19 protein-coding genes are annotated in these 17,273 nt (G+C 32.6%); 11 read left to right on the top strand and 8 right to left on the bottom strand.

Annotated elements, in window-relative coordinates:
• Nucleotides 1-3 precede the first annotated feature (3 nt).
• The 6 genes from FF52_RS16270 to FF52_RS16245 all read left to right on the top strand — a co-directional run bounded on the left by FF52_RS16270 (nt 4) and on the right by FF52_RS16245 (nt 5,267).
• Complete coding sequence (locus FF52_RS16270; RefSeq protein ID WP_236940417.1) at nt 4-645, top strand: carboxypeptidase-like regulatory domain-containing protein; 642 nt, start codon at nt 4-6, stop codon at nt 643-645.
• Nucleotides 635-1,390: a hypothetical protein gene (locus FF52_RS16265; protein WP_008467200.1), complete on the top strand. Its 756-nt coding sequence runs from the start codon at nt 635-637 to the stop codon at nt 1,388-1,390. Before FF52_RS16270 ends, FF52_RS16265 begins: the two co-directional genes overlap by 11 nt.
• A complete protein-coding gene (locus tag FF52_RS16260; RefSeq protein ID WP_008467198.1) occupies nt 1,387-1,893 on the top strand; it encodes a DUF6702 family protein in 507 nt (168 codons plus the stop codon). Before FF52_RS16265 ends, FF52_RS16260 begins: the two co-directional genes overlap by 4 nt.
• A 66-nt stretch (nt 1,894-1,959) precedes the next feature.
• Nucleotides 1,960-4,203: a M1 family metallopeptidase gene (locus FF52_RS16255; protein WP_008467196.1), complete on the top strand. Its 2,244-nt coding sequence runs from the start codon at nt 1,960-1,962 to the stop codon at nt 4,201-4,203.
• 153 nt (nt 4,204-4,356) lie between these two features.
• Nucleotides 4,357-4,704: a Sec-independent protein translocase subunit TatA/TatB gene (locus FF52_RS16250; protein ID WP_008467194.1), complete on the top strand. Its 348-nt coding sequence runs from the start codon at nt 4,357-4,359 to the stop codon at nt 4,702-4,704.
• A complete protein-coding gene (locus tag FF52_RS16245) occupies nt 4,704-5,267 on the top strand; it encodes a phosphatase PAP2 family protein (RefSeq protein WP_008467192.1) in 564 nt (187 codons plus the stop codon). Before FF52_RS16250 ends, FF52_RS16245 begins: the two co-directional genes overlap by 1 nt.
• A gap of 259 nt (nt 5,268-5,526) precedes the next feature.
• On the opposite strand, the gene FF52_RS16240 is transcribed toward FF52_RS16245, so the two are convergent.
• From FF52_RS16240 to FF52_RS16210, 7 genes are all read right to left on the bottom strand, one after another.
• Nucleotides 5,527-6,246 carry a phytanoyl-CoA dioxygenase family protein gene (locus FF52_RS16240; RefSeq protein WP_008467190.1) on the bottom strand — a complete coding sequence of 240 codons (720 nt, stop codon included), beginning with the start codon at nt 6,244-6,246 and terminating at the stop codon, nt 5,527-5,529.
• 44 nt (nt 6,247-6,290) lie between these two features.
• Nucleotides 6,291-6,932, bottom strand: coding sequence for an O-methyltransferase (locus tag FF52_RS16235; RefSeq protein ID WP_008467189.1), 642 nt, complete (start codon nt 6,930-6,932; stop codon nt 6,291-6,293).
• A 110-nt stretch (nt 6,933-7,042) separates the two neighbouring features.
• Nucleotides 7,043-7,408 (bottom strand): hypothetical protein, encoded by a 366-nt coding sequence (locus tag FF52_RS16230; protein WP_008467188.1) that lies wholly within the window; start codon nt 7,406-7,408, stop codon nt 7,043-7,045.
• A gap of 178 nt (nt 7,409-7,586) precedes the next feature.
• Nucleotides 7,587-8,138 carry a hypothetical protein gene (locus FF52_RS16225; RefSeq protein WP_008467187.1) on the bottom strand — a complete coding sequence of 184 codons (552 nt, stop codon included), beginning with the start codon at nt 8,136-8,138 and terminating at the stop codon, nt 7,587-7,589.
• Between the two features lie 11 nt (nt 8,139-8,149).
• Entirely contained in the window at nt 8,150-9,601 is a 1,452-nt protein-coding gene (locus FF52_RS16220) for a hypothetical protein (protein ID WP_008467185.1), read from the bottom strand.
• 5 nt (nt 9,602-9,606) lie between these two features.
• Nucleotides 9,607-10,176, bottom strand: coding sequence for a YceI family protein (locus FF52_RS16215; protein ID WP_237718555.1), 570 nt, complete (start codon nt 10,174-10,176; stop codon nt 9,607-9,609).
• Between the two features lie 292 nt (nt 10,177-10,468).
• Complete coding sequence (locus FF52_RS16210) at nt 10,469-11,029, bottom strand: YceI family protein (protein WP_008467180.1); 561 nt, start codon at nt 11,027-11,029, stop codon at nt 10,469-10,471.
• Between the two features lie 360 nt (nt 11,030-11,389).
• On the opposite strand from FF52_RS16210, the gene rlmN reads away from it, so the two are divergent.
• A complete protein-coding gene (gene rlmN / locus FF52_RS16205) occupies nt 11,390-12,433 on the top strand; it encodes a 23S rRNA (adenine(2503)-C(2))-methyltransferase RlmN (RefSeq protein ID WP_008467179.1) in 1,044 nt (347 codons plus the stop codon).
• A 167-nt stretch (nt 12,434-12,600) separates the two neighbouring features.
• Here rlmN and FF52_RS16200 read toward each other — a convergent pair whose 3' ends face one another.
• Nucleotides 12,601-13,464: a hypothetical protein gene (locus tag FF52_RS16200; RefSeq protein WP_008467176.1), complete on the bottom strand. Its 864-nt coding sequence runs from the start codon at nt 13,462-13,464 to the stop codon at nt 12,601-12,603.
• Nucleotides 13,465-13,623: 159 nt separating this feature from the next.
• On the opposite strand from FF52_RS16200, the gene FF52_RS16195 reads away from it, so the two are divergent.
• The 4 genes from FF52_RS16195 (at nt 13,624) to FF52_RS16180 (ending at nt 17,179) form a co-directional block, all read left to right on the top strand.
• A complete protein-coding gene (locus FF52_RS16195) occupies nt 13,624-14,601 on the top strand; it encodes a polyprenyl synthetase family protein (protein ID WP_008467174.1) in 978 nt (325 codons plus the stop codon).
• Between the two features lie 202 nt (nt 14,602-14,803).
• A complete protein-coding gene (locus FF52_RS16190; RefSeq protein WP_008467173.1) occupies nt 14,804-15,364 on the top strand; it encodes an RNA polymerase sigma factor in 561 nt (186 codons plus the stop codon).
• Nucleotides 15,351-16,076: a hypothetical protein gene (locus tag FF52_RS16185; RefSeq protein ID WP_008467172.1), complete on the top strand. Its 726-nt coding sequence runs from the start codon at nt 15,351-15,353 to the stop codon at nt 16,074-16,076. The genes FF52_RS16190 and FF52_RS16185 overlap by 14 nt, the downstream gene beginning before the upstream one ends.
• 74 nt (nt 16,077-16,150) lie before the next feature.
• Nucleotides 16,151-17,179 carry a hypothetical protein gene (locus FF52_RS16180; RefSeq protein WP_008467171.1) on the top strand — a complete coding sequence of 343 codons (1,029 nt, stop codon included), beginning with the start codon at nt 16,151-16,153 and terminating at the stop codon, nt 17,177-17,179.
• The last annotated feature ends 94 nt before the right edge of the window (nt 17,180-17,273 follow it).

Here is a 17,273-nt window from a genome sequence, read left to right as displayed (position 1 = left end):
TTAGTGGGAAAAGTGCAAGAGCAATCTAGTCCTGTTGAAGGAGTAAATATTATAAATAATGCCACTCAAGCAACTGCTGTTTCTGATTCTGATGGTAATTTTTCTATTGCCGTACGGGAAGGAGATGTTTTGGTTTTTTCTGCTGTAAACTTAGATCCTGTAAGGATTAGAATTGCTCAAGAACATTTGGCTAATACTTCTTTAGTTGTAAAAATGACTGCAAAAGAAGTGGAGCTGAAAGAGGTGGTTGTTAATGAAAATGCTAATATAACAGCCGAAAATCTTGGGATTATTCCGTACGGACAAAAAAAATACACGCCAGCAGAACGAAAAGTTTATACTGCGACTTCAACATCTATTGATAAGTTATTGAATAAGATTTCGGGACGAACTGCAATGTTGAAAAAAGAAGTGAATGTAGAGAAAAAAGAAGCTCTTTTTAGAAAACTAGAATATCTTTTTGAGGAGAATTATTATACCGATAGATTGAAAATTCCTGTCGATGATATTAAAGGATTTCAATTATTTTGTGTGGATGATGCTGATTTTGCTGTATCTTTGAATAGTAAAAACAAAACAATGAGTATGTTTTTAATCACAGATCTAGCAAGAAAATATCTAACAATTCTCGAAAATGAAAAATAAATTAGGAGTACTCGTTGTCTGCTTATTTTGTCAATTTGTATTAGGACAAAACGGTTTCAGGAAACCATTACACGGTCAGGTTGTAAACGATTTTTTAGCCATTGAAAGTGGTTATGTAATGAATATTAATGCGAATGTTAGAACATTTATTGGTTCTGGCGGTTTGTTTGATATCATGGCGCAGCCTAAAGACACTTTGTTGTTTTCTGGCTTGACATTTCAATCAAAAAAAATGGTTTTGACTGAGAAAGATTGTGCTGAGGTTCTTTTGAAAATAAAGCTTGATTTGGTTAACAATCAGCTTAAAGAAGTTGTGGTTCATAAGGAATTAAAAGTAAAATCATTGCAAGGCGGTTCTCAGAAATACGTTGATATGCAGTTTGAGGACGATAAACAGTCTACCGCAAAAAATAATGCTATGCTTTCTGATCAGACTATAAAATACGGAACTGATTTTGTTCGCATCTTTAAAGATGTCAAAAAACTTTTGAGCAAAAAAGAAGAAGTAAAAGAGGAGGAAATCACGGATATTGCTTTTGTAGAATATGCTAAAGATAACTTTACAAAAGATTTTTATTCTAAAACACTCAATCTTAAAGATGATGAAGTAGAATTGTTTTTGATGTATTGCTCAAATGATCCGCATTCGAAAGAATTAGTAGATCCAGATCAGAAATTCCAGTTGATGGATTTCATGATTAATAAGAATAAAGAATTTAAGAAAGCTGAGGCTGCCCAAAAATGAAAAAAAGAATAATTTATCCTTTGCTGGGAGTTTTGTTTGTATTGACTTCGGCATTTGTTTTTCATAAATTTTATGTAGGGGTTTTTCAAGTAAATTATGCTGCTGAAAAGAAGATGCTGCAGATTACTTCCCGAATTTTTATTGATGATTTAAATAATGCAATGGAGAAGAAGTATCACAAAAAGACATTTGTTGGTACGAGCAAAGAAACTCCGGCAGATGTTGAATTATTAAAAAAATATCTATCTGAACATTTTTCAATTAAAGTAAATGGACAGCAAAAAGACATAACTTTTTTATCTAAAGAAGTTGAAGCTGATGATGTTTTGGTTTGTTATTCAAGAATTAAGGATATAGATAAATTTAAAACCCTTGAAATTTCAAATACTATTTTGGTTGATTGGAACTCAGAACAGCAAAACATTACACATATTTCAGCATTTGATACCAAAAGAAGTGTTCTTTTTACAGAATCTTCAAGGAAAGAATTGTTAAAATATTAAAGTATTGATAAAATTAATGTTTTAATTACTATTTTCACAGCCTAAAGAAATTACCATTAAATTTTTATGAAAAAACTTTCATTATTATTGCTTTTTCCTGCAATGCTAGTGGCGCAGGATAAACCAGTAACAGCCCCTGCCAAACAACAAGGAAAATACGACACAAACAAGTTTAGCCAAATGTATGATTTACTGGCGACACCAAATATGTTTCGTACAGCTTCTGGAGCTCCAGGACCTGCTTATTACCAACAACAAGCAGATTACAAAATCGATGTTGAATTGGACGATAAAAATTCAAAATTAAGCGGTTCTGAAACCATTACCTATACTAATAATTCACCAGATAGTTTGGAATATTTATGGGTGCAATTAGATCAAAATCAAGCGAAAGCAAATACGCAAACTTCATTAGCGGAAAGTGATAAAATTAGTCAAGTTTTACCGCTTGATGGTTTTTCTTCTAAATATTTGAAAAAAGATTTAGAGCGCGGTTTTAATATTGAGCAAGTTAAAGATGCTAAAGGAAGTCCAATGTCTTATACGATCAATGAAACCATGATGCGTATTAATTTGACTTCGCCTTTAAAACCAGGAGAAAAAATTTCGTTCTCTATCAAATGGTGGTATAATATCAATAACTACAGAAAAGAGGGCGGTCGTTCAGGATATGAATTATTCGAGAAAGACGGCAATAAATTATACGTGATTGCTCAATTCTACCCAAGAATGGCAGTTTACAATGATGTTGAAGGATGGCAGAACATGCAGTTTTGGGGAAGCGGAGAGTTTGCTCTTCCTTTCGGAAACTTTGATGTAAACATTACAGTTCCTGCAGATCACGTAATCGACGCAACTGGAGAATTGATGAACAGAAGCGAAGTATTTACTGCTGAGCAGGTTAAACGTTATGAGCAGGCGCAGAAATCATTTGATAAACCTGTAGTTATTGTAACGCAGGCAGAAGCGGAAGCAGCTGAAAAAGGTTTCTCTGAAAAGAAGAAAACTTGGAAATTTAGCGCTAAAAATGTTCGTGATTTTGGAATTGCTTCTTCAAGAAAATTCATTTACGATGCAATGGCTGTGAAAATTGGAAACAGAACTGTTATGGCAGAGTCTGTTTATCCAAAAGAAGCAAACCCGCTTTGGGGAGAAACTTCTACAATGGTTGTGGCTCATACTTTAAAAAGCTATTCTTCTCATACTTTTGATTATCCTTATCCAAAAGCAGTTTCAGTTTCTGCAGAAGATCAAGGTATGGAATATCCAATGATTTGTTGGAATTATGGACGTCCTGACGAAAATGGAGTAACTAGCAAAGAAGTTAAAAACGGAATGATTGGTGTTATTATCCACGAAGTTGGACACACTTTCTTCCCAATGATTGTAAACTCTGACGAGCGCCAATGGACTTGGATGGATGAAGGTTTGAATTCATTTTTAGAATATTTGGCTGAACAGGAATTAGATTCAAATTTCCCTTCAAGAAGAGGGCCTGCAAGGAATATTGTTCCTTATATGAGCGGTGATCAAAAGTTCTTGGAGCCAATTATGTCAAACTCTGAAACAATCCACCAATTCGGGAATAATGCGTACGGAAAACCAGCTACAGGTCTTAATATTTTAAGAGAAGTAGTCATGGGAAGAGAATTATTCGACCATGCATTCAGAACATATGCAAACAGATGGAAGTTTAAGCATCCAACTCCAGAAGATTTCTTTAGAACAATGGAAGATGCTTCTGCAGTAGATTTAGATTGGTTCTGGAGAGGTTGGTTCTACTCAACAGATTTCGTAGATATCGGAATTAAAGACGTAAAACAATATTACGTTTCAGATACTCCGACTACAGATATTAAAGACGTAAAAGTTAGAAAAGGACGTTTTGGATATGAAAAAGGACCTTTTGTTTACTTAGTCGCTGGAGATAATGCAGAAGTGAGCGATTCTAAGAAAAAAGCTCTAAAAGTGCAAGATTTCAAACCTTTAGCAGATTATGTAGATCAGACTTTTACAGCTGAAGAAAAAGCAAGTATCAAATCTCCTAAGTATTTCTACGAAGTAGAATTTAACAAACCAGGCGGAATGATTATGCCGATTTTAGTTGAGATTACTTACGAAGATGGTTCTAAAGATAATTACAAATATCCAGCGCAAATCTGGAGAAAAAGTAATGATACGGCTAGAAAAGTATATGCTACAACAAAAGCAATTAAGAGTATTCAAATTGACCCGCAATTGCTAACGGCTGATATTGATGTAACCAATAACTCTTGGCCAAAAGCAGAAACAAAGTCAAAATTTGACTAAATAAATTAAAAACTTATAAAAAGCTCATCAGGTTTATAAATGCTTGATGAGCTTTTTTATTTTAATTAAATGCATTTTCAAGGACTTTTTAAGTTAATTTTAAAACTCTAAGCTGCAAAATTTAATATCTTTGCCACTACAAAATTAAAAGTTATGTTTGGTATAGGAGGAGGAGAATTAGTTTTTATACTGTTTATAGTACTAATGCTTTTTGGTTCAGATAAAGTGCCAGAAATTGCACGTACAATGGGTAAAGCTATGGCTCAATTAAAAAATGCAACCAATGATATTAAAAGTGAAATTCAGAAAGGAGCAGAGGCAAATGGTCTTGATTCTAAATCGCTGAATGATATTACTGGAAATATCAATGCAGAAATTAATAATGCAAAATCGAATTTACTTGGAGATACAGGAAATCTTTTAGGAGATACTGCCACTGAAATCGAAAAAGTAAAAGAAGATATTGACACTCTTTCTGGACCTATAAAACGCCAAATGTAATGCTTGAAAAAATACAGGAATTAGATAAAGATCTTTTAATCTTTCTTAACGGATTAGGTTCTGAAACATACGATAAATTATGGCTTATTATTACCAATCAGCTGTATTGGACGCCATTTTTCTTATTGCTATTCTATCTTATTTATAAAAAAATTGGAGGAAAACAAACCCTGTATTTATTACTTTTTGTAGCTGTTTTAATTGCTTTTACAGATCAGACCTGTAATTTGTTCAAACATACTTTTCAGCGGTTACGACCATGTAATGATCCTGAAGTAAACTCTATCATTCGAGTGGTTCAAGTTAGAAAATCATATAGCTTTTTCTCTGGACATGCAGCTAATACTATGGCGGTTGCGACTTTCTTATTTTTGATTCTAAAGCGCTATTTCAAATATTTTGGTTTGCTGTTTTTGTGGCCTTTAATCTTTGCTTACAGCCGAATTTATTTAGGATTGCATTATCCAGGTGATATCCTTACAGGATATTTCTTTGGAGCTCTTTTCGGATTTTTACTTTATTTAGTTTATAGAAAACTAAAACCGCAGTATTTTCCGGGATAAGATGCTAAGTTGCTAAGGCTCTGAGATGCTAAGATAATAAGGTTTTAAAGATATATTATTATAAATTGCCTCCAGCTAGAGCTGGAGGTTTTTTTTATAGGTTAAATAAAAAGGCTTTAGCCAAAAAATACAATTGTGTATTTGGCTAAGCCTTTTTTTTGCTTTTAAAACAATTGTCTCCAACTAAAGTTGGAGGCAAACTCACATAGTTCCAAAAACTTAGAACCTTAGTATCTTAGCAACTCAAATCTTACATAAACTAATTCAAGATTGTTTTTTCACTCCATTCCAATCCATTTGGAAGCTGTTGTTTGCTAAATTCAATATGAATCACTCTTCTGCGTTCGTTGTTTGTAGTTTTATTGGAAGCGTGAAACAATAACGGTTTCATAATCATAATGCCACCTTTTTCGACTTCACAAATTGTTTCTTTTTCTTTTTCGAAATCAAGATTTTCAATTCGCAAAATTCCTTTTGAATGTGAATTATTGATAACTTTTAAAGCGCCATTGTTTTTAGTAGTTTTGTCAATATGAATTCTAATTGTAAAATTGTTTTCTAATATTTCTGTAGGTGGCTGAACTGCAAATTGATTTTGTTTTACCGTCCAGTTTTCAAAATTTTCTATTTCAATTTTTTGATCAACAGAAATCGTTAAATCTTGATGATAGGCTACAAACCAATTTGATTTTTCTGGTTTGTCAAAATAAATTGATTTTGTTATAAAAAAGCCTTTACCGAAAATAGACTCTATAATGTTCTGTAGCTTTTCATTAAAAATAAAAGGAAGAGTTTCTGGAACTTCTTTATGGAATTGTCTAATGGCAAACAAATCTTCAGATTTTCTAAAAGTCGAATTATCAGAATCATTTTTGGTTTTATTGTCAATCAATGAAATTAGATTTTCAATTTCATTTTCTGTAAAAACATTATTAATTATTGAAAATCCTTCGCTATCAATTTGTTTTGAGTGAATCATTATAAAATGGTTAAAATCTGAATAGAACTTTAGAATCTAAAAAATTATAGAACACGACTAACCGTCAATCCATCACGAATTGGCAATAAAACAGTCTCTACTCTAGGATCATCTTTTAAAAGCTGATTGTACTCTAAAAGCACTTTTGTACTGACATCATTTGGATGTACTGGTTCCAGAATTTTTCCGCTCCATAAAACATTATCTGATAAAATGATGCCTCCTTTATTCATTTTTGGAACAATCATTTCCCAGTAGTTCAGGTAGTTTTCTTTGTCGGCATCAATAAAAACCAAGTCAAACTTTAAGTCTAAATCTGGAATGATGTTTACGGCTTCCCCTAAATGTTGAAAAATTTGTTTTCCCCAAGGCGATGCGTCAAAATACTTTCGCTGAAAATCGACTAATTCTTCTTTGATATCAATGGTATGCAATTGCCCGTTTTCCTGCATTCCTTCGCATAAACATAAAGCAGCGTAACCTGTGTAAGTTCCAATTTCAAGAATATTGACTGGACGAATCAGTTTTGAAAGCATACTTAAAACACGGCCTTGAAAATGGCCGCTCAACATTCTTGGCAAAAGTATTTTCTGGTAAGTTTCTTTATTCAGTTTCGACAATAATTCTGGTTCGTTTTCAGAATGCTGTTCGATGTAATCTTCTAATTCTTGAGATATAAAATGCATGTTGTAGTATCTTGTAATTTGAAGACAAAAATACAAAAATATCTGCTTGCGAATTGGCATAAAAAAACCATCCGTTTTGCGAATGGCTTCTGTTTGGATTACTATGAATTTTATTTTTTCAAAGCTTCATTTACTTCTTTAGCTGTTTTTACGGTTCCGTCTTTTGCAGCTTTTGCGGCATTTTCTACTTTCTCAGCTCCTTTTTTAGCTGCTGCTTCTACATCATTAGCCGCTTTTTTAGTAGCATCTTTTACATCGTTTGCTGCATTTTCTGTAGCATCTTTTGCTTTAGTAGCAGCGCTTTCTGCTTTACTTACTGCGCTGTCTTTTACTTCTTTAATATCTGTTGTTAAAGAATCAACTTTGTTGCCAAGCGTTAATTCGTCTTCCGCAGGTTTGTTTTCTTTTTTCTCGCATGATTGAACAGCGAATGCTAATAAAGCAATTACAGCTAAACTCAAAATTTGTTTTTTCATAATTTCAATTTTTTTTAGGTTGATAAAACTTAAAGGTTAAATGGCTGAAAAATAAAATTACAAATTTTAAAATGATTGAGCTCTTTGTAAGATTATTTTTCTTTTAAGAGCTAGACAATTCTTGTGCCAAAATTTTGAAATTATGATGTTGAGCATTAATTTTTTTAGAAGAAAAATATTAGTTTTTGTATAAACTGAAATTAATAATAATATCGTCTTTTACTTTAATTAATCCTGCCATTTTTACTGGTGGTTCCAAATCGATATCAGAGAATTTCAAACTAAGAGTTCCTTGAATTTTGTCGTCAGTGTTGTATAGTATGAAGTCTTTGTATTTTAGTGTTTTATCAGTTATGAAGAAATTTAATCTGCATTTGTAATTTTTCCCAATTGGCTTAATGTCACTTATGCAAACTGTGCTGTTGGGGAATTTTTTCACTTTTACTGTTCCCTGTAAATCTTTCGTCATTATTTTATTGCCACAATCAAAGTTTGACATTTTGATGTCGGTATTAAAAGTATTTTTTTTAATTGAATTTACGTAAACAGTATCCTTTACAGTAAAAGTGTTTGAGCAATTGTATTTACCCACAGTTGATAGACCTGTGATTTCTATTTTTATTTTATTGATTGCCACAGCTGTATCTTCTGGAAAAAAAGTGGGTTTAGCACTTCCTAAGAAAAAGAAAACTACTAAACCCATAATTAAGATTGAAAATCTTGTTTTCATTTGTTTTTATATTAGAATGCAATTGTTGCTTCGAATACTAAACCTTCAAATTTACCTCCATAAAAGTTGTTTAGATTTCCAGTAGCTGGATCTCCAGTAAATTGTGAATAATCTTTATATTTTTGATTAACGTAGTTTAATTTCGCTAAAATGTTTTTAGTCATGAACCAGCCAGCGCTTGCTTCAAATTTATCTACAGTAACCTTTTTAGCATCGGCATTAGATAATTTTCCAGATACGGTATTGTACTTTCCTCCGATATAGAATTGTTCAGTGTTTCCAAATCTGTAAATAAGCTCTGAAGCATATTGATTAGCAGTACGTTTATCATCACTTCCAGCTTTATCTCCCCCTGAAGCCAATTCGATTGTTCCGAAGAATTCAAGTCCTTTGTATTTTACAAAAGGGTTAATCATATATGTAGTAGCCCAATTTTTGAAATTAGGGTTGAACGTTGCCTCTGGAGTAGATGTTTTACTGAAACTAGTAGGCACATCAGTAGTTGTTGTAGAAATAACAGTACCATTAGCATCGGTCTTCGTAATAGTATTTTTATAAGCGTTATTATTCAATATACCCCAATAACCAAATCCTGATCTATTAGCTGCATATATGTTTGCGTTACCAAGATTTGCATTATGGTAATAAGAACCAGTCAATCTTACTCTTAAATCTTCATTAAGCTGTTTATCATAACCCAATTTAGCTAAGATTGAAGGGCTATGTGTGGTGTTTGTGTTAGGTCCAGCAGTATAAAAAACTTGTTCATTACTTTGATTTAAATTACCGTTTGTAACACCTAACATGCTAACCAATCCATTTCTGTTGTAGTAAACCTCCATACCCATTTCTGTAGTGAAAGAATACATGATGTTGTTTCCAACAAATGCATTTCTGATTGTATTACCATTATCAGAACCTCTAAAGTGAGCGTCACCAAAATTGTTCTCCATTTGTCCAATTTTAATGGTAGCATATTTCATAAAATCAGCCAAGAAATCTTTTTTGATGAAGTCTAACTTGTCAATTTGTAAGTATCCACCTTTTACATAAGAATCATTGTGATGTCTAGAAGCTAAATAAACATCTAAGTTTACTCTTACTCCATCAAACAATTGAGCTCCAATATACATATCAGCAGCAGGAAGAGTAAAATTGTTTTCAGTATTCATTAAACGATATCCTGTAATTGATCTAGTGGTAGTACCCGTAGCTGTAGTAGTTGTGGTCGTAATGTTATTAGGCTGGTCGTTGAATGAATTTGTTGCTTGGAAATCCATGTTGAATGCACCGCCAAGGTCAATACTAAGACCTTTAAATTCTCTAGTATCTTTTTGTACATCGAAAACGTTGATACCGTCTTTTCCTCTAGAGATTTGGTTTTGCCTGTTTCCAAAACTGACCTGTGCCTGAACAGCAAATGTGCTGATTAATGTGACGAATAGAATATAAATTTTCTTCATGGCGTTTATAAATTAAAGTTTAAATTGAATTTTATAGTTAGGTCTTGACCTGTTCTTATTGTTCCAAGCATTGCTGTTGGAGATTTCATTCCGAAATCTGTAAAAGTGATTTTGTTGGTTCCCTGAAGGTTTAAACCCTCTTTTGTAACCGTTGTTTTTACAGAAGTTTTGTAAACTTTGCTAACTCCAGCAATGGTATAAGTTCCTGTAAGTTCCCAAGTTGTTTCATTTACTTTTTCAGCAGATTTTAAAACATACTTAATGTTTTTGTTTTTGTCCGTTTTCAAAGTTTCGTAAGCCACTTTATCCATGCTTTTTTTCTCGCTTTTTACACTTTCTGCTAAAAGAGTTACTGTCAAAGCGTCGATGTCTGTTAGTTTTCCGTTAGCAATATTTAAAGTTGCTGTTCCAGTTCCAGAAGTTGATTTCATTTCCCAGTCGTGAAGCGTAGAAGTACCCGCAACAGAAAAAGTTGATTTACTATCTAAAGTGTAAGATTTTTGTGCTGTTGCAAAAGAGCTGATTCCTAAAAATGCTGTTACAACGGCGAAAAGTTTTAATGTATTAGTTTTCATTTTTGTCATGTTTGTATTATAAAAAATAAGTTAATAATCGGCCAGTTTCTCTTTAGTACTAAGAATGTTGTTTTAACTTGAATCAAAGATCCTTCTATAAATCAGCTTTATACATGATAAAAATCATTGTTAAAATTTTATTAAATAGATATTTAATAACTACAACGTTTTCATTTTCTATAGAATTGATCATTTAAGTAAAATGAGAGGTTTAATTTTGTTGAATTGATTTTTTTAACATTTAATTCCAAGACTTAAAATGTTAAAAAAGAATGTTTTTTAACATCAAGATTTAGCTTAAGATGATATTGAAGATTACAGTTAGATCTTTTCCTGCTTTTACAACACCCAAAGCAGCTTTCGGAGGTGTCATTTCAAAATCGCCAAAAGTGATTTGATTTGAACCTTGCAAAATGAAGCTTCCTTTGTTAGTAGTTATTTTTACCTGAGTTTTGTATTCTTTGCTCACTCCTGCAATAGTGTAAATGCCAGTTAGGTTCCAAGTTGTTTCATCAACCTTTTCTGCAGATTTTAAAACATATTCAATGTATTTGTGTGTTTCGGTATCCATGGCTTCATAAGCCACTTTGTCCATGCTTTCCTTGTAGCTTTTTAAACTTTCTGCCAATAAGGAAACAGTCAAACTATTTATTCCAGCTAGTTTAGAATCTTTAACCATTAGATTGGCAGTTCCTGTTCCTTCTGTAGATTTCATTACCCAGTCGTGTACAGTAGAAGTTCCTGCTACTTCAAAAGTTGAATTTGCAGCTACTATATAATTTTTTTGAGCATTTGTTTGTAATGAAATTGTTGTAAAAATTACTGTAAGTAAAAAGGATTGAATTGTTTTCATGTTGATAGGGTATAGGTTAATCATTTAAATAAGGTGCTTTAAAATTCAATTAATGGTTAGAGAATGAAAACTATCCTTATTTCTTAGACCAAAATTATCGCGCGCGTGAAGAAAAAGAAATGATAAAAATCATGGCTAAAGCTTTATTAAATTGCTATAGTAAAGAGTATAAAGTCTTGTTATTGCTAAGGATTTAATTTTTATAAAATGAAAGTTAGGGCTAACTGTTTGCTTGTTAGCTCGTTGTGTTTCTTTGTGAAAAGTATCGATATTATTTTTTGGACTAGCTTTTTTTGAGTTTTAATTAAGAATGAATGTAAAAACCAAACAAAAAATGACAAAAGTGATTAACTTTGCAGCATGCAAATGGAGAAAAAAGACATACGAGCCTTATCAAAAGAACAGCTTCGCAATTTTTTTGTTGAAAATGGAGATAAAGCTTTTCGAGGGAATCAGGTTTATGAGTGGTTATGGAGCAAAGGCGCTCACAGTTTTGAAGACATGACAAACGTAGCAAAAGCTACAAGATCTATGCTTGAAAACAATTTTGTAATCAATCATATTAAGGTTGATACCATGCAGAAGAGTAGCGACGGAACCGTAAAAAATGCCGTTCGACTTCATGACGGACTTGTAGTTGAATCGGTTTTAATTCCGACAGAAACAAGAACTACTGCCTGTGTTTCTAGTCAAGTTGGGTGCAGTTTAGATTGTAATTTCTGTGCAACAGCACGATTAAAAAGAATGCGAAATCTAGAACCGGGCGAAATTTACGATCAGGTTCTGGCTATCGATAAAGAAAGCCGTTTGTATTACAATCACCCGCTTTCAAATATTGTTTTTATGGGAATGGGAGAACCTTTAATGAACTATAATAATGTCATTAAAGCAATTGACATGATTACTTCAGAAGAAGGTTTAGGAATGTCTCCAAAACGAATCATGGTTTCGACTTCTGGAATTCCGAAAATGATCAAAAAAATGGCAGATGACGATGTGAAGTTTAAACTTGCAGTTTCATTGCATTCAGCTATAGACGAAACCCGTGCCCGAATTATGCCTTTCAGTAAAAATTTCCCTTTAAAAGATTTACGAGAAGCATTAGAATATTGGTACAGAAAAACTAAAAGCAAGGTTTCATACGAATATGTAGTTTGGAAAGGAATCAACGACGATAAAGCTTCGGTTGATGCATTGGTGAAATTCTGTAAATATGTGCCTTGTAAAGTCAATTTAATTGAATACAATCCGATTGACGATGGCGAATTTCAGCAAGCTTCAGAAGAATCAATTATGGCTTATATAAAAGCTCTAGAAAATATTGGCGTAGTGGTGAAAGTGAGAAGAAGCCGAGGAAAAGACATTGACGCCGCTTGCGGGCAGCTAGCCAACAAAGAAGCATAAAAATATTTACCAGAATGTACTCCGCTAGGAGTATATGATAGGTAGAAAAAAAATATTGACAATCGTACATATGTCCCAGTAGGAACATTTCGTAGGTTTTTAAACAAAAAAGCATTAACAACAAGATTTATCATGTTCTTAATGCTTTTTTTGGACAAAAAGGATGCTTATTTTTTCAAATCTATTTCTTCTGTAACTCCGTCTTTTGTTACTGTTGCAAGAGTATCGCATTCTCCGCTTCCATAATCAATAATTGCTGAAGCGCCATTTTTGGTAATAGAAACAATCCCTTTTACTGCAATAGATTTTCTGCACGCGGCATTAAATTCTAATGGAGTTGTGATTTCTGCTGAAAAAGTATCTCCGTTAGGAAAAGTTGTCGAACCGCTTCCGGTCACAACAAAAACATTATCATCCCAATCAAACCAAGTATCATAACCAGAAGTCATTTCTTTTACTAAACTACCTTTTCTGGTATACACTTTTCCATCATCAAAAGTAATTGTTAGATCTATCGAAGCCGTTGACACTGGGTGAGGCGTTACCAATATATTGGTTTCTTTAATCGTTCTCACAATGCTTTTGCTTCCTTGAAGTTTTCTGCCATTATGATAAAACCCTTCAAATGTATAGCTGATGGTTTGGGTAGAAGAGCTAAAATCGTTTGAAAAAGACACAACCATTTTTCCTTTTACGGTATTTCCGTTATTCAGTGTACATCCTTCAACACCAAAATCTACGGTTTTTGTCCAAGTATTATTGGTTAAAACGGTAGTGATTGTGGCACAGCTTGGAAGGAAACTTTTTATTGGTCCACTAGGTTTTGAATTTATGTTAAGCTGAGCACTAAATTGATCTTCAGCAATATTCGTAACGTCTTCTACAGAGGCATCAATTTTAGCATTAGCTATAATTTCGTCATTTGTAATCGCAGCTGATGATCCGTCATTTGTTTTTTCATCAGAATTACAACTAATGAAAAAAGACAATGTAATTATACATGTTCCAATTAATAAAAATTTTGTTTTCATAAATAAATAGTTTTGGGTTCTTTTTTAGTTAATGAATTCAAATCAGTATTAGTTAGAGCTATTTTTGGAGGGTGTTTTTAGATTATGATGTAAAATATTAAAATCCTAACCTAAAATACACAACGTATTTTTATTTAAAATAGTATATTTGAAACCTAAATGAATATTACGTCTCAAATAAAGCAGCCTATTTTTAACGAGATGGAACTTTTCGAGAAAAAGTTCCATGAATCGATGACTTCGAAGGTGGCATTATTAAACCGAATCACTTATTATATCGTAAACCGCAAGGGAAAACAAATGCGTCCGATGTTTGTTTTTCTTACTGCAAAAATGGTTTCTGGCGGTACTGTAAACGAAAGAACCTATCGCGGTGCTTCGGTAATTGAGCTCATTCACACAGCGACTTTAGTACACGATGACGTGGTTGACGACAGTAATCGCCGTCGCGGATTTTTCTCAATCAATGCGCTTTGGAAAAACAAAATCGCTGTTTTGGTTGGAGATTATTTATTGTCTAAAGGTTTACTGCTTTCTATAGATAATGGCGATTTCGATTTGTTGAGAATCATTTCTGTTGCCGTTCGTGAAATGAGCGAAGGAGAATTGCTTCAAATAGAAAAAGCCAGACGACTTGATATTACTGAAGATGTTTACTACGAAATCATAAGAAAGAAAACCGCAACACTTATTGCAGCTTGTTGTGCGCTTGGTGCGAAAGCCGTGATAGAAGATGATATTCAGGTTGAAAACATGCGCAAATTCGGTGAGCTGATCGGAATGGCATTTCAAATCAAAGACGATTTATTTGATTACAGCGAAGAAGCCATAGGAAAACCAACAGGAATCGATATTAAAGAGCAAAAAATGACTTTGCCTTTAATTCATGTTTTGAATACTTGCACTCCGCAAGAAAAAAAGTGGCTAATAAACTCCATCAAAAACCACAACAAAGACAAAAAACGCGTAAAAGAAGTTATTGCCTTTGTAAAAAACAATAATGGTTTGGCTTATGCCGAAAACAAAATGGTGCAATTCCAACAGGAAGCACTTTCTCTTCTAGAAAATTATCCAGATTCTGAGTTCAAAGCGGCACTTACCTTAATGGTAAATTATGTTATTGAAAGAAAAAAATAACTTTTTAATTAGATAATCAAAAAAAATGTCAATTAGATAATTGGTTTACTTGTTGTAAATCAGTTAAATATGCTATTGGTTGGAATTTGGAATTTATTTTTTTAAAAAAAATTTAGACCTCATGCAACCATTTCAAATCGACAATCGTCTATGCTAATAGAAGTCTGTTTCTAAAACCAAAACCAAACCGAAAAGCTTATTAATGAAAATTATTTCGTTACATCAAGAAGAAACCAAAATCATAAAGTTGGCTGTCGAAAATAATCGTCAGGCACAACAGCAGATTTATGGTAAGTATTCTTCGAAAATGTTAAGTGTATGTCGTCAATATATAAAGGACATTCAATTGGCAGAAGATGTAATGATAACGGCTTTCATGAAAGTGTTTACAAATTTGAAAAACTTTGAGCACAAAGGAAGTTTTGAAGGCTGGATTCGAAGGATTATGGTTAACGAATGCATTTCGTATTTAAGAGTTCAGAAAAAAGTAAAATTTGCTGAAGATGAATTTTTTGTTGAAGAAAGCTTTAATGAAATCGATAGTCAATTTACAGTAGAACAGATTCAGTATTTAATTGATGCTTTGCCAGATGGGTACAAAATGGTTTTCAATTTATATGCAATTGAAGGATACAAACACAATGAAATTGCTAAGATGTTAGGAATTAATGAAGGAACATCAAAATCGCAATTATCGCATGCTAGAAAAATGCTGCAAACACAAATTACTATTTTAAAAAGACAAGATAATGGAACCGAATAAATTTGAAAAGGATTTCCGTGAAAAACTAAATCAACGCGAAATTGAACCAAGCAACAACGCCTGGGATCGATTGGATGCGATGTTGAGTGTAGCAGAAGAGAAAAAGCCAAAGAAAAACAGGAAATGGCTGTATATCGCAGCAAGTGTTGTGGGGTTTTTATTGGTTGGGACTTTGTTTTTCAATCAAAATAAAAAATCAGTTGCAACGCCAGAAACAGTAATTGTAGAAAAAGAAACGGAATCCAAAAACGAACGAATTGCAGAGCCTATTGTAAAAAATACTGATTCAGTAAAAACAGAAACTGTAATTGCTGAAAAAGCTTCAGAAGAAATAGTAAATAAAGAAGAAAGAACTAATCCCAAAGCTTCGGGACAAATCTCAAATAAAACCATTAAAAATGCATCAAATCAAGTAGGGGAGTCTTCAATCATCATCAAAAACAATCAAGAAAAACAATCAGTTAACAATCAAACTCAAATTGCGGAAACTTCAAAAAAAGAAAATGTTGATCAGCTATTAGAAACAGCCGAAAATAAAGTTATAGCTCAAAATCAGACCAAAAAAGCAAAAGTAAAAATAAATGCCAACGATTTGCTGAATCAAGTAGATGGAGAACTAGAACTTTCTTTTAGAGAAAAAGTAATCACCAAAGTGAACAAAAATCTTCAAGAAGTTAAAGTCGCTTTGTCTAATAGAAATCAACAAGAGTGAGAATTCACAATTCACCATTAATAATTAAAAAATCATCATCAATCAAATATTTAATCAATTTAAAACAATCAATCATGAGAAATTTTACCATTTATCTTATACTTTTCTTCTTTTTAATAGTAAGTAAAGTAGTAGGGCAAGAGACATTTGAATCTGAAACAAAAAGAATCGCTAATAAAATCGAGAAAATTACAAAAGAAGAAAAAGAAGCTTTAAAAGAAGAAGTTGAAGCAGTAAACGTTCAGTTATCTGAAGGAAAAATTACTCAGGAACAGGCTGAAAAGCGTAAAAAAGAATTGGCAGAGGCAAGAGCTGTAATTATGGAAGAAAAAATTACTCTGGCTCAGAACGAGTTAAATGATCTTGTTCAGAAAAAAGTAGACGGAAAAATAAAAGAAGATTCCGCAAAGATGTACATGATTCGCTGGAAGTCATATAGCCATCATAAAGATTCTATTCGCAGTGAAAAGAGAACAACATCTCAATTCGTATTTGCAATGGGATTAAATAATATGATGGTCGACGGAAAACTTCAGGACTCAAATTATAAATTTATGGGATCGCATTTTTACGAATGGGGATTTACATATAATTCAAGACTGATGAAAAATGATAATTTGCTTCATGCTAAATACGGACTTTCGTTAATGTACAACAATATACGTCCAACAAATAACAAAAGTTTTGTGGTAGATGACGAACAGACAAATCTGGTTGAAAATCCAGTTCATTTAACTGAGTCTCGTTTTAGAAATGTGTATCTGGTTGCTCCTGTGCACTTAGAATTTGATTTTACAAGACCAATAGAACGCGAAGGGAAAACGTATTTTAAAACTCATAAAAGTTTCCGTTTCGGTATTGGAGGTTATGCGGGAATTAATGTAAAATCAAAACAGATTTTAAAATTTGAAGAAGAAGATTTAAAATACAAAACTACTATAAAGGGCGATTATAATGTAAATAATTTTATTTACGGTCTGAGCTCGTATATCGGTTACCGAGAATTGAGTTTGTACTTTAAATACGATTTAAACCCATTATTTCAGAATAATCTAGTAAAAGAGAATAACGTTTCGTTAGGACTTCGTGTAGATTTAAACTAAAATTACTGGTCGTTTAGTTAGTGAAAAAAGCATCTTATTTAAGATGCTTTTTTGATTTAAAATGACTAAAATTCCAACAAGATTTGCGTATTTT

It is taken from the genome of Flavobacterium sp. F52 (assembly GCF_000278705.1).
Lineage (GTDB): Bacteria > Bacteroidota > Bacteroidia > Flavobacteriales > Flavobacteriaceae > Flavobacterium > Flavobacterium anhuiense.
This window is presented reverse-complemented; position numbering and strand designations above follow the sequence as displayed.

Bases quoted from the DNA above. Each gene is read 5' to 3' on its own strand.
- FF52_RS16265 (WP_008467200.1), top strand. From the start codon at position 635: ATGAAAAATAAATTAGGAGTACTCGTTGTCTGCTTATTTTGTCAATTT.
- FF52_RS16260 (WP_008467198.1), top strand. From the start codon at position 1,387: ATGAAAAAAAGAATAATTTATCCTTTGCTGGGAGTTTTGTTTGTATTG.
- FF52_RS16255 (WP_008467196.1), top strand. From the start codon at position 1,960: ATGAAAAAACTTTCATTATTATTGCTTTTTCCTGCAATGCTAGTGGCG.
- FF52_RS16250 (WP_008467194.1), top strand. From the start codon at position 4,357: ATGTTTGGTATAGGAGGAGGAGAATTAGTTTTTATACTGTTTATAGTA.
- FF52_RS16245 (WP_008467192.1), top strand. From the start codon at position 4,704: ATGCTTGAAAAAATACAGGAATTAGATAAAGATCTTTTAATCTTTCTT.
- FF52_RS16240 (WP_008467190.1), bottom strand. From the start codon at position 6,246: ATGATTCACTCAAAACAAATTGATAGCGAAGGATTTTCAATAATTAAT.
- FF52_RS16235 (WP_008467189.1), bottom strand. From the start codon at position 6,932: ATGCATTTTATATCTCAAGAATTAGAAGATTACATCGAACAGCATTCT.
- FF52_RS16230 (WP_008467188.1), bottom strand. From the start codon at position 7,408: ATGAAAAAACAAATTTTGAGTTTAGCTGTAATTGCTTTATTAGCATTC.
- FF52_RS16225 (WP_008467187.1), bottom strand. From the start codon at position 8,138: ATGAAAACAAGATTTTCAATCTTAATTATGGGTTTAGTAGTTTTCTTT.
- FF52_RS16220 (WP_008467185.1), bottom strand. From the start codon at position 9,601: ATGAAGAAAATTTATATTCTATTCGTCACATTAATCAGCACATTTGCT.
- FF52_RS16215 (WP_237718555.1), bottom strand. From the start codon at position 10,176: ATGAAAACTAATACATTAAAACTTTTCGCCGTTGTAACAGCATTTTTA.
- FF52_RS16210 (WP_008467180.1), bottom strand. From the start codon at position 11,029: ATGAAAACAATTCAATCCTTTTTACTTACAGTAATTTTTACAACAATT.
- rlmN (WP_008467179.1), top strand. From the start codon at position 11,390: ATGCAAATGGAGAAAAAAGACATACGAGCCTTATCAAAAGAACAGCTT.
- FF52_RS16200 (WP_008467176.1), bottom strand. From the start codon at position 13,464: ATGAAAACAAAATTTTTATTAATTGGAACATGTATAATTACATTGTCT.
- FF52_RS16195 (WP_008467174.1), top strand. From the start codon at position 13,624: ATGAATATTACGTCTCAAATAAAGCAGCCTATTTTTAACGAGATGGAA.
- FF52_RS16190 (WP_008467173.1), top strand. From the start codon at position 14,804: ATGAAAATTATTTCGTTACATCAAGAAGAAACCAAAATCATAAAGTTG.
- FF52_RS16185 (WP_008467172.1), top strand. From the start codon at position 15,351: ATGGAACCGAATAAATTTGAAAAGGATTTCCGTGAAAAACTAAATCAA.
- FF52_RS16180 (WP_008467171.1), top strand. From the start codon at position 16,151: ATGAGAAATTTTACCATTTATCTTATACTTTTCTTCTTTTTAATAGTA.